The 11,346-nt window shown below is 68.6% G+C and carries 11 protein-coding genes; 8 read left to right on the forward strand and 3 right to left on the reverse strand.

From position 1 onward, the window contains the following. Positions 1–77: 77 nt before the first annotated feature. On the forward strand, positions 78–734 hold the full coding sequence (locus ACH107_RS24975) for a hypothetical protein (RefSeq protein ID WP_412508266.1): 657 nt from the start codon (positions 78–80) through the stop codon (positions 732–734). Then, positions 731–2,329 (forward strand): formylglycine-generating enzyme family protein, encoded by a 1,599-nt coding sequence (locus ACH107_RS24980; protein WP_412508267.1) that lies wholly within the window; start codon positions 731–733, stop codon positions 2,327–2,329. Before ACH107_RS24975 ends, ACH107_RS24980 begins: the two co-directional genes overlap by 4 nt. A gap of 23 nt (positions 2,330–2,352) precedes the next feature. Here ACH107_RS24980 and ACH107_RS24985 read toward each other — a convergent pair whose 3' ends face one another. Next, positions 2,353–2,586 carry a hypothetical protein gene (locus tag ACH107_RS24985; protein WP_412508269.1) on the reverse strand — a complete coding sequence of 78 codons (234 nt, stop codon included), beginning with the start codon at positions 2,584–2,586 and terminating at the stop codon, positions 2,353–2,355. Between the two features lie 8 nt (positions 2,587–2,594). Continuing rightward, on the reverse strand, positions 2,595–3,491 hold the full coding sequence (locus ACH107_RS24990) for a hypothetical protein (RefSeq protein ID WP_412508271.1): 897 nt from the start codon (positions 3,489–3,491) through the stop codon (positions 2,595–2,597). A gap of 148 nt (positions 3,492–3,639) precedes the next feature. Between ACH107_RS24990 and ACH107_RS24995 the strand changes: the two genes are divergently transcribed. From ACH107_RS24995 to ACH107_RS25020, 6 genes are all read left to right on the forward strand, one after another. Beyond that, positions 3,640–4,305, forward strand: a complete 666-nt coding sequence (locus ACH107_RS24995; RefSeq protein ID WP_412508272.1) for a hypothetical protein — start codon at positions 3,640–3,642, stop codon at positions 4,303–4,305. Between the two features lie 101 nt (positions 4,306–4,406). Next, positions 4,407–6,464: an FAD-dependent oxidoreductase gene (locus ACH107_RS25000; protein WP_412508273.1), complete on the forward strand. Its 2,058-nt coding sequence runs from the start codon at positions 4,407–4,409 to the stop codon at positions 6,462–6,464. Positions 6,465–6,608: 144 nt separating this feature from the next. Beyond that, positions 6,609–7,367, forward strand: a complete 759-nt coding sequence (locus tag ACH107_RS25005) for a 3-keto-5-aminohexanoate cleavage protein (RefSeq protein WP_412508274.1) — start codon at positions 6,609–6,611, stop codon at positions 7,365–7,367. Then, a complete protein-coding gene (locus tag ACH107_RS25010) occupies positions 7,364–8,698 on the forward strand; it encodes an aspartate aminotransferase family protein (protein ID WP_412508276.1) in 1,335 nt (444 codons plus the stop codon). The genes ACH107_RS25005 and ACH107_RS25010 overlap by 4 nt, the downstream gene beginning before the upstream one ends. A gap of 79 nt (positions 8,699–8,777) precedes the next feature. Continuing rightward, positions 8,778–9,680, forward strand: coding sequence for an MBL fold metallo-hydrolase (locus tag ACH107_RS25015; protein WP_412508278.1), 903 nt, complete (start codon positions 8,778–8,780; stop codon positions 9,678–9,680). 3 nt (positions 9,681–9,683) lie between these two features. Continuing rightward, the gene (locus tag ACH107_RS25020; protein WP_412508280.1) at positions 9,684–10,631 is read left to right on the forward strand and encodes an MBL fold metallo-hydrolase; all 948 of its coding nucleotides are present in this window, start codon (positions 9,684–9,686) and stop codon (positions 10,629–10,631) included. 151 nt (positions 10,632–10,782) lie between these two features. Here the strand turns inward: ACH107_RS25020 and ACH107_RS25025 are convergent. Next, on the reverse strand, positions 10,783–11,346 hold a 564-nt coding region (locus ACH107_RS25025; RefSeq protein ID WP_412508282.1), incomplete at its 5' end, for a YeeE/YedE thiosulfate transporter family protein.

An 11,346-nucleotide genomic window follows, 5' to 3' on the forward strand; every position in this document is an offset into this window, starting at 1 on the left:
CTATAGCGGTGCGCGATCTCGAACAGGATGCATCCGGCCCGCTGGCCGATGCCTAGCCGCAGCGCCACAAGAACGCCGTGCTGACCGATATCGCCGTGCTCGACCTCGTCGAGGCGTTCTACGACGCCTACGCCCTGCCCGACCACGGAATCACGCAGGGCAAACCGCTGGACCGGCGCGAACCCGACTTCGAAGGAATGCGGATCTACGCCGTCTCGCTCGACCGGCTGGCCGCGCTGCAAAACCGGGTCGAATCGCATTTCGGCATCTCGACGGAGGCACGTACCGCACGCGTGCAGAACGTGCTCCGGCTGGGTCGCAACCTCGATCTCGCGCTGCTTCTCACCGCCGCCGTGGCCTCGATCGGGCTGGCGGCTGCGCTGATCTTCGGCTTCTGGGGCGAGGTTGCGCGCAAACGCCAGACGCTCGCCTCGCTGGCGCTGATGGGGCTGGGCGGCAACCGGCTGTGGATATTCCCGGTCTTTCAGGCGCTGATGTCAGCCGTCGTGGCTCTGGCTGTTTCCTTCGCGCTGCTTCATCTCGCGGCGCTGGCGGCCGAATCGATGTTCGACAGCGGGCTGGCCGACGCGGGCGGGCTGGTGCGCATCACCGGCGCGCAGGCCGGGCTGATCGCGCTGGCCGTGACGGGCTTCGTGATGATCTCCTCGCTGCTGGCCGCGCGCGCCGCGCTGAGGACCGAACCGGCGGCGATACTGCGCGAGGGGGTAACATGATGACCGGGTTCCGCACCTTTCTGCTGGCCTGCGCGACGTCTGCGGCGTTGCTGCTGCCGTCGCTTTCCGGTGCGCAACAGACCGGCGCCCCGCCCGCGTGGGATGACGAGCTGATCGACCCGGCCGGCGGGGCCGACCTGGTCCTGCCGCTTCCCTGCGGGGGCGGCATGGCGTTCCAGCGCATCTCCGTCCCGGTCGAGGCCGACGACCCGATCGCCGACCGTGGCTTTCGCATGGGCCAGTCCGGCGAAAGCACGGGATTTTCCGATTACCTCAGGCCCGCCTTCCTGCGCGGCGCCTTTACCGATGACGAAGGCACCGGATCGGGCGGTAGCCATTATTACATCGCCCGGTACGAGATGAACGCCGCGCAGTACCGCGCCCTTGCCGGCGATTGCGCCGCCCCCTTCACCCGCCGTGACCGCTTCGCGCAGGGCGGGCTCAGCTGGTTCGAGGCGGTGGACCTGTCACGCCGCATGACCGAATGGCTGATGGCCAACGCGCCCGACGCCCTGCCCAGCCAGAACGGGCGCACGGGTTTCGTGCGCCTGCCCACCGAACCCGAATGGGAATACGCCACGCGCGGCGGGGCCCGGATCGACCCCACGTTGTTCCCCGGCCGCCGTTTCTTCGACGCGGGCAAGCTCACCGATTACGCCCATGTCCAGAAAGCCGGCCAAAGCCGGGGGCGGCTGCGGCCGGTCGGCCTGCTTGCGCCCAATCCCGCCGGGCTTTTCGATATCTACGGCAATGCCGAGGAACTGATGCTGGAACCCTTCCGACTCAACGCGGTGGGCCGCGCGCACGGGCAGGTGGGCGGCATGGTCACGCGTGGCGGGTCCATCGACACGCAACCGGCGGGGGTCTATACCGCGCAGCGTCGCGAATATCCGATGTTCAGCACCCGCGACGGTCAGGCGCTCGACAGCACCTTTTTCGGGGCGCGTTTCGTGATCGGCGCGCATGTTGTCTCCGACGCGGCCTATGACACCATCCGGCAGGAGTGGCGCGACCGCGTTGACAGCGAAACGCGACAGTCCGAGGCCGAGCCGCAGGGCTTGCTCGCCGGCCTCATCGAGGACGAGATCGACCCCCGGCGCAAGCAGGCCCTGAGCGACCTGCAACTCGAATTCCGCCGCGCGCGGGAAGCCGCCGCCAACTCCATGCGGCAGGCCGCGCGGTCCACGCTCATCAGCGGCGCCGCCTTCGTCGAGACCCTGATCGAGGACAGCCGCGCCATCCGCCAGATCGAGCTGCGGATCCGCACCCTGCGCGACCAGATCGGCATCGCGGCGGGCAGGCAGAAAAAACAGCTCCTCGCCGCGTTCCGCAACAACATCGACCAGATAACCACCCTGCGCGAGGGTCGGCGTACGTACCTGCTATCCTACCGCGCCGCGCTGGAAACCCTGTCGCAGGACGTGCCGCCGGCCAATCTGGACCGCGCCTACCAGACCCTCACGCAGGGCCTCGTGGCGGCCGAACAGGTGGACATGCTGGAAATGCTGCGGCTCTTCTGGGCCGATCTGGAAACCTACCGCGACATGCCGGACATGAGCGCGCCGGACCTTCTGACCCTCGCCATCGGGCGCTGACACGGCCAGTCAGCAACATCCGGCTACAGGGTAGCGAACTCGTAGGTCACGGCATGCGATCCGCCGCCGTCCACCCCGTCGAGAATCCGCGCAAGAACGCGGCGATCGGTCGAGTTGGCCTTGGCCTCCGACACGCTCGCGCTCCACCACAACAGCCGCGTGGGCTCGGCCTGCGCACCTTCGGGCATGACGGTTACCATCAGCCCGGCCACCAGGCCGACGACGGCTGAACCGCCCGCCCGCAGACACGCCCGCAAGGCGCCCGTCATTCCACCACGCTCTTGCGGGTGGGCATCGGCGGGCCCTCGGGCTCGGGCGCCGTGTCGCTGTCAATGGCCGTGCGCCTGTCGCCCGGCGGGAAACTGGCCGAGATATACGGGCGCTTCTGGCGGCCGCCGGGCTTGTCCGATGTTTCCACCAGCGCGTGAAGCGTCACCGCGTTACCCATGAAATCGCGATAGGTGCCCACCGGCGCCTCCGCCTGGCTGGGGACCGATTCCCAATGCCGCAGGATGTCGATCGGCCTTGCACTCTCGGCCTGCCGCAACAGCACGTCGCCCACGAAATCACCGTCGCGCGACGGGTTGGTGCGGCCGCTGAAGGCCACGCCGGGCAGCAGCGCGTCCACGATCCGGTTCGCCCCGGCCTGGTACTCATCGTGATCGGTGCCCACCAGCAGGCCCCCACCCTGTTCCTTGAGCGCCATCACCTGGTTCACCAGCAATGCCCCGGCCGCGCCGTTCGGGCCGGGAAACCGCGTTTCGGGCGTGGTGCGCGTGCTGCGTATCCACAGCGTGCCGTCCAGTATCAACGCGCGCTTGCCCCCGCGGTAGAACGCCCTGACAGCCGCCATGTCGCCCGCGCCGAAGGGCACGGTCTTGCTGGTGACGTCGAGCACGACGATGTCATAGCCCTGTCCGTCCATCTGCATGGCAAGCGCGCCCTGCCGGCGCGAATGCCTGAACGTCACGTCGAACACGCCGCCGCCGCCATACCCGTCAAGGAAACGCGCCATCTTCTCGCGGTCGGCGGCGTTCGTCGCGTTCGGATAGGGCGGGGAGCCGTCCCACCACAGCACGCGCGCCGCCTCCGCGCCCGCGGCCCCGGCAACAGCCATCCACAGGGCCGCCCCTGCCATGAAACGTTGTACCACCCTGCGCATCACGTCACCCGCTACCGTTTTACGATCAAGCCTATCCCGACCCGCCCGCGAAATCCAACGCCTTGGCGGTGGAAAAATTGAACGCGGCGGCCCGATCGGGTTAAGCTCCGACTCGGCCCCGACCGGGGGCAGGCAAAAGGGCGCGGCCATGTCTCATCTCGTCAGGGTTTTCGTCATCGCGGGGGCGGTCGGGCTGCTGTGCCTGACCGCGGCGGCGGGCTATGCGGCGCTCAGGGCCTGCGCGCTCGACGTGGCGTGGCTGTCGCAGCTCGACGGCTGTCCCGCCCCGGCCGAAAAGGAAAGGCGCGAACGGCTGGACAGGCTGGCCGCCGACCGCGCCGTGCTGGAACAACGGATCGACCGGGCCGAGGCGCGGCTCGCCGCGCGCCAATGCACCGCCGTCCTGCCCGATCCGGACACGCCCCTGCCCGACCGCGCATGGCGGCAGGGCGATCTGGAAACGCTTTACGGGTGCTGGTCGCTCGGCAGCAGCTACCGGACACGCGACGTGGATACGGGCAAGATCGTGTCCTACCCGGACTGGCACATGTGTTTCAACGCGCGTGGCGAGGGCCGGCAGGTGATGCGCGGCGATGACGGCTCGGTCTGCGAGGGGCCGGTGCAGGCCCGCATTGACAACCGGAACCGCCTGATCCTCGGCGAGGGCGGCAACCTGTCCTGCGACGATGGCGGCTATATCCACCGCCGCGATATCGCCTGCGCACGCGGCGGCGATGCCGGCGCCGTGACCTGCGAGACCCTGCAGCCCGAAACCAACGGCCAAGCCAGCGTGCCGCTCACCCGCCTGCGCTGATCGGCCCGCGGGCCGCTGGACAATCCGGGCAATACCGGCTCACCCGACCCGGACAGGAAAAACCGCCGCGGCCCCGCCCGGCCCCACACAGGAGAGCGCGCATGTCAAACGCCAGCAGATACGGCATCCTTTTCGACCCCTTGAAAATCGGCCCGGTCACCGCGCCGAACCGGTTCTACCAGGTGCCCCACTGCAACGGCATGGGCCACGTCCACCCCCGCGCCGAGGCCGCCAATCGCGGGATGAAGGCGGCGGGCGGCTGGGGCACGGTCTGCACGCAGGAAACCGAGATCCACCCGACATCCGATCTGTCCCCATCCGCCGAGCAGCGCATCTGGGACGACCGCGACATCCCCGCGCTGCGCCTGATGACGGACGCCGTGCACGAACACGGCGCACTGGCCGGGATCGAACTGGCGCATAACGGCCACCACGCCCAGAACCTCACCAGCCGCGCGCCCGCGCTCGGACCGATGGACATGGCGCTGCACCTTGGCTACCCCAAGCAGGCCCGCGGCATGGACAAGTCCGACATCGCCGCCCTGCGCCGCTGGCACCGCGCCGCCGCCCGGCGCGCGCGGCAGGCCGGTTTCGACATCGTCTATGTCTATGCCGGCCACCACATGACCCTGCCGCACCAGTTCCTGCTGCCGCACTACAACGACCGCGCCGACGAATACGGCGGCAGCCTGGGCAATCGCCTGCGCCTCACCCGCGAACTGCTCGAGGACACTCTGGAGGAACTGCACGGCGAATGTGCCGTGGCCTTCCGCTTCGCCGTGGATGAAATGGCCGGCCCTGACGGGATGCAGGCCGCCGAGGAAGGCCGCGCCGTGGTCGAGATGCTGGCCGAGATGCCCGACCTGTGGGACGTGAACGTCGCCGGCTGGGAAAACGACAGCCTCACTACCCGGTTCGAACCGAACGACGGCTACCAGATTCCCTATATCGATTTCGTCAAGCAGGTGACCTCGAAACCCGTGGTCGGGACCGGCCGGCTCACCTCGCCCGACATGATGGTCGGGCTGATCCGCAAGGGCACGCTCGACCTGATCGGTGCGGCGCGCCCGTCGATATCCGACCCTTTCCTGCCCGCCAAGATACGCGAAGGCCGAATCGAGGACATCCGCGAATGCATCGGCTGCAACGTCTGCGTCTCGGCGGACAATCTCTGCGTGCCGATCCGCTGCACCCAGAACCCCACGCAGGGCGAGGAATGGCGCCGCGGCTGGCACCCCGAGGTGATCACGCCCCGGGCCACCGAGGAGGCCGCGCTGGTGATCGGCGCCGGGCCGGCTGGGCTGGAATGCGCGATGCAACTGGCACGCCGCGGCTATCACGTGACGCTGGCCGAGGCCGGCGAGGCGCCCGGCGGCCGCGTGGCACGCGAATCCGCCCTGCCGGGTCTTGGCGCATGGGGCCGCGTGGCCGATCATCGCCTGCACGACCTGCACCGTCGCCCGAATGTCGACATGTTCCTGCAAAGCCCGCTGGACGCGGCGCAGGTGGCCGAACTGGGTATTCCCAATGTTTTCCTCGCGACCGGCAGCACGTGGCGTCGCGACGGGCGCGGCCGCACGGCCCCGCGCGGTATGCCCATTGCCGACGGGGCGCGGGTGCTCACCCCCGACGATATCATGGCCGGGGACGTGCCCGGCGGCAGCACGCTTGTCTTCGATGACGACCAGGGCTACCTCGCCGCCGTGCTGGCCGAGAAACTCGCAGCGGCGGGCGGCACGGTCAGCTACGCCACCCCGGCGCCCATCGTCTCGGCCTTCACGGACCACACGCTGGAACAGTCACGCGTCCATGCCCGGCTGGCGGGGTCGGGCGTGGCCATCACGACGGCCCATGCCCTGACCGCCGTCGGGGCCGGCACGGCCCGGCTGGCCTGCATGCACACGGGCACGGCGCGCGACTTGGCCTGTGATCAGGTGCTGCTGGTGACCGAACGCGCGCCGGAAACGGCGCTTCACGCCGATCTCGTCGCCTCGGCCACCGGCTTCCGCCACCTCGAAATCATCGGCGACGCGGCGATGCCCGGCCTGATTGCCGACGCGGTGTGGTCCGGCCACATGGCGGCGCGCAATTTCGAACGCCCCGCCGAGGCGATCGAGGCCGACTGGTTCCGGCGTGAAATGGTCGATCTCGGGGGCTGAGGCCGTCGCGGCACAATGCTGATTGGCCTGCACTGCGCCGCCGGCCCGCCCCGGCCGGCGGCAGGAATTTGCCACGTTTGTTTTATTTATTGATAACAATTGAAACGTTTGTTTTAGTGCCTGCAACCACGCGGGGAGCGGGACATGAAACGCCCTTTCATCATGGTGGCGCCCAACGGCGCCCGGCGCGGCAAGGCCGACCACCCGGCCCTGCCCGTCAGCACCGACGAGCTTGTCCAAACAGCGGCTGCCTGTCACGACGCCGGCGCGCAGGGGTTTCACCTTCATGTGCGCGACGATGACGGACAACATTCGCTTGATCCGGGGCGGTACCGCGAAACGCTTGACGAACTGGCGCGCGCCGTGCCCGACCTGCGCCTGCAAATCACCACCGAATCGGGCGGCCGCTTCGACGTGGCGACCCAACTCGCGACGCTGCGCGCGGTCCGGCCCGGCTGGGCCTCCGTCGCCGCGCGGGAAATCGCGCGCGATCCCGACCTTGCCGACGCGGCCTACGGTACCTGCGCCGAGCAGCGTACCGAGGTCCAGCACATCGTCTACGAACCCGCCGACCTGGCTCTGCTGGCGGATTGGCGCGCGCGCGGCGTCGTGCGCGAGGACCAGACATCGGTGATTTTCGTTCTGGGCCGCTACAGCCCGCCGCGCCCAGCCCGGCCGAGCGATCTGGCAGCCTTCGGGCCCGTGCCGTCATGGGCCGGGACGTGGATGCTCTGCGCTTTCGGCCCGCGCGAACATGACTGCCTGATCGCCGCGGCCCGCGCGGGCGGCGACCTGCGCGTCGGGTTCGAGAACAGCCTTCAAGACGGGCAAAAGTCCCCGCACAAGGACAACGCCGCCTCGGTCGCGGCGCTTGTCGATCGACTGGAAAGGATCACGGCATGAGCCATGTTTTTCCCCGCAACTGCGCCGCCCACCTGCCGACCGCGGTCGGCGGCGACGGCTGCTACCTGATCGACAGCACCGGCAAACGGTATTTCGACGGCTCCGGCGGCGCCGCCGTGTCCTGCCTCGGCCATTCCAATGCGCGCGTCACGCAGGCCATCAAGGATCAGCTCGACCGGGTCGCCTTCGCGCATACCGGCTTCTTCACCTCCGAACCGGCCGAGTCGCTGGCCGACCTGCTGATTTCGCAGGCGCCGGGCGATCTGGACCGCGTCTATTTCGTCTCCGGCGGGTCCGAGGCCACCGAGGCCGCGATCAAGCTGGCGCGCCAGTACTTCACCGACCGCGGCGAACCGCAGCGCCGCCACCTCGTCGCCCGGCGGCAAAGCTACCACGGAAACACGCTGGGCGCGTTGGCCGCCGGGGGCAACGAATGGCGCCGCCGCCAGTTCGACCCGCTGCTGATCGGGGTCAGCCACATCGCGCCATGCTATGCCTACGCCGACCGTCACGCGGACGAGACGCCCGACGCGTATGGCGCGCGCGTCGCGCAGGAACTCGAGGATGAGATCCTGCGCCTCGGGCCCGACACCGTGATGGCCTTCATGGCAGAAACCGTCTCGGGCGCGACACTGGGCGCGGTACCGCCGGTGCCGGGCTATTTCACGCGTATCCGCGAGATCTGCGACAAGTACGGCGTGCTGCTGATCCTTGACGAGGTCATGTGCGGCATGGGTCGGACCGGCCACCTTTTCGCCTGCGAGGCCGAGGGCATCGCGCCCGACATCCTGTGCATCGCCAAGGGGCTCGGCGCCGGGTATCAACCGCTCGGCGCGATGCTGTGCACCGGCGGCATCCACGACACCATCGCCGGCGGCACCGGGTTTTTCCAGCACGGCCACACCTATGTGGGCCACCCCACCGCCGCCGCGGCGGGCCTTGCCGTTGTCCACGAAATACGCGACCGCGATCTGGTCGCGCAGGTCCGCGCACGCGGCGATTTCCTGGAACGGGAACTGACCCGCCGCTTCGGCGGGCACCCGCATGTTGGCGATATCCGCGGCCGGGGCCTGTTCCGCGGGATGGAATTCGTCACCGACCGCGGCAGCAAGGCCCCGTTCGACCCGCGGCTCGGGCTGGCCGGCAAGCTCAAGAGAGCGGCCTTCGCCGAGGGGCTGATCTGCTATCCCATGCCCGGCACGCGCGACGGCCGCCATGGCGATCACGTGCTGCTCGCCCCGCCGTTCATCGCCACCGAGGACGAACTTTCGGACGCGCTCGATGCGCTGGAAAAAGCGGTCGGCGCCACGATCGGCCAACAGGTCGCTTGACCGCGCGGCCCCCGCGGTGGCTTGTCTTTTCCGAACTTATCTGGAAATATTCAGTTAACAGAATGTCTGGGAGGATATCATGACCACACGCCGAAACGTCCTGATGGGGCTGGCGGCCATGCCGCTGGCCCACCGCGCATGGGCCGCGCAGACGGTGACGCTGGGCGCCCGCACCGTCACGACACTGTCGGACGGAAACCTGACCCTGCCCGCCGATTTCCTTTTCGGCGGCCTGCCCGAGGCGGAACTATCCGAGATACTCGCGCGCCACGGTATCCCGCAGGATCAGGTCGAACCACCCTGCAACGTCACGCTGATGCGGCACGGGGACCGGATCGTGCTGTTCGACGCCGGGTCCGGGCCGGCCTTCATGCAAAGCGCCGGGCGCCTGCCCGGCGCGCTCGAGGCCGCCGGGCTGGCCCCCGGTGACGTCACCGACGTGATCTTCACGCACGGGCATCCCGATCACCTCTGGGGCGTGCTGGACGATTTCGACGAGCCGCTTTTCTACAACGCGACCTATCATTTCGGCCGGACGGAATGGGATTACTGGCGCGATCCCGACACCGTGGACACGATAGGGGAGGCGCGCGCGGCCTTCGCGGTGGGCGCGCAGCGCCGCATGGACGCCATCGAGGCAGCCTGCGAATTCTTCGATGCGGGCGACGAGGTGCTGCCGGGCGTCATGGCCCATGCCAGCTTCGGGCACACGCCCGGCCACATGTCCTACGAGATCCGCGACGGGTCCGAGTCGCTCATGGTGGTTGGCGACGCGATCGTGAACGGGCACGTGGCCTTCGAACGCCCCGAGTGGCCCAGCGGCTCCGATCAGGATCAGGACATGGGCATCAAGACCCGGCAGCGCCTGCTCGATCAGCTCGCCACCGACCGGATGCGCATGATCGGCTTTCACCTGCCCGGCGGCGGGATCGGCCGCGTCGAACGCGCGGACGGCGCCTATCGCTTCGTGACGGAGGGCTGAACCGTGAAACCGCTTGCATTCCTGACCGCACTGCTTGTCGCCGCGCCGGCGCTGGCATCCGAGGACATCGCCGACAAGTATCCCGGTTCCCTGCTTTACGATGAGCCGGTCGAGGTGATCCCGCATGTCTGGTCGGCCATCGGCGCCACGGCCCCGCCCACCTATGAAAACGCAGGCCACAACAACAACCTCAGCTTCATCGTCACCGGCGACGGGGTCGTGGTGGTCAACGGTGGCGCCTCCTACGGGCTGGCCAAGGCGCTGCACGCCGAGATCCGCCAGATCACCGACCAGCCCGTGAAACTGGTCTTCAACGAGAACGGGCAAGGCCACGCCATGCTCGGCAATTCCTACTGGGCCGAACAGGACGTGCCGATCGTCGCCCACGAGGACGCGGCCCACGAGATCGCGGAATACGGCGGCTCCGCCCTGCAGGCGGCCCAGCGTGTCACCAAGGACCGCGCCGACAAGACCACCGTCGTCGCCCCGACCGAAACCTTCGCGGAGGACTACGTCGTCGAGATGGGCGAATTCCGGATCGAGGCGCGCTATCTCGGGCCGGCGCACAGCCCCGGTGACATCGTGGTCTGGCTGCCCGATCAAAGCCTCGTCATCTCGGGCGACATGGCCTTTCACGAACGCCTGCTGCCGATATTCCAGCACACCTACACGGCCGACTGGCTGGACACGTGGGAGGCAGAGTTCGAACCGCTGGAAGCCACCTACGTGATTCCCGGCCACGGCCACCCGACCAACATGGCGCAGGTCAGCCGCTATACCAGGGATTACCTCGTTTACCTGCGCGGCAAGATCGGCGCGCATCTGGATTCGGGCGGCGACCTCAGCGATGCCTATTACGTCGACCAGTCGCCCTATGCCCATCTCGACACGTTCGAGGAACTCGCGACCAAGAACGCCGGCCGCGTCTATGAACAGATGGAATGGGAATAGCCCAACGATGGCCCGCGTTTGACCGGCCATCCCGGCCCGGTATCCGCAACGGGATGCCGGGCCTTGGTTTGTCCGCTCTGGACCGCGGCCCGGCCGGAACGTACCCAACGCCGACGCGAAACGGACACGGAAAATCGCGGTCGTGCCGTTGTTATTCGGCCGGCTGGCCCCGTGCCACCGTCATGCCCATCCGTTGCAGGGCGACATGCGTCGCCATCGCGCCCAGCCACATGCAGAACACCGCGACCCAGGCCGTCACGGCGAAAACGGCGCCGCCCGACATGCCCGCGCCCACCGCGCAGCCCCCCGCCAGCATCGCGCCGAAGCCCATCAGCACAGCGCCGACAAGGTAGCGTTCCATCGGTGTATCGGTGCCAAAGCGCTGAACGCTGAATTCCCGGCTCAGGATCGCGGCCAGCGCGGACCCCGCGAACACCCCCGGCACCAACCCGACGCCGAACCCCGGCGGCAGCGTGGTGGAATTTACCAAGCCCATCAGCGTATCCGTCGATGGCCCCGTAAAGGTGACCGACGAAACCGGGATGATCTCGAAGGAGACGATGGAGACCGAATAGGTCGCGACCCAGCCAAGCGCGACCGCCAGCCCCACGAAGGCCGCGGCGACCGACCGGCTCAGCCCGGTGCGCCGCCGCCACGCGAGGATGACCGAAAGCACCAGCGCCACCGCCGCCAGTACCGCCGCCGCCCCGTGGCC

Source organism: Roseovarius halophilus (ex Wu et al. 2025), from assembly GCF_047086965.1.

Excerpts from the sequence above, each read along its gene's own strand:
- ACH107_RS24980 (WP_412508267.1), top strand. The coding sequence starts at position 731 with ATGATGACCGGGTTCCGCACCTTTCTGCTGGCCTGCGCGACGTCTGCG.
- ACH107_RS24990 (WP_412508271.1), bottom strand. The coding sequence starts at position 3,491 with ATGCGCAGGGTGGTACAACGTTTCATGGCAGGGGCGGCCCTGTGGATG.
- ACH107_RS24995 (WP_412508272.1), top strand. The coding sequence starts at position 3,640 with ATGTCTCATCTCGTCAGGGTTTTCGTCATCGCGGGGGCGGTCGGGCTG.
- ACH107_RS25000 (WP_412508273.1), top strand. The coding sequence starts at position 4,407 with ATGTCAAACGCCAGCAGATACGGCATCCTTTTCGACCCCTTGAAAATC.
- ACH107_RS25005 (WP_412508274.1), top strand. The coding sequence starts at position 6,609 with ATGAAACGCCCTTTCATCATGGTGGCGCCCAACGGCGCCCGGCGCGGC.
- ACH107_RS25010 (WP_412508276.1), top strand. The coding sequence starts at position 7,364 with ATGAGCCATGTTTTTCCCCGCAACTGCGCCGCCCACCTGCCGACCGCG.
- ACH107_RS25015 (WP_412508278.1), top strand. The coding sequence starts at position 8,778 with ATGACCACACGCCGAAACGTCCTGATGGGGCTGGCGGCCATGCCGCTG.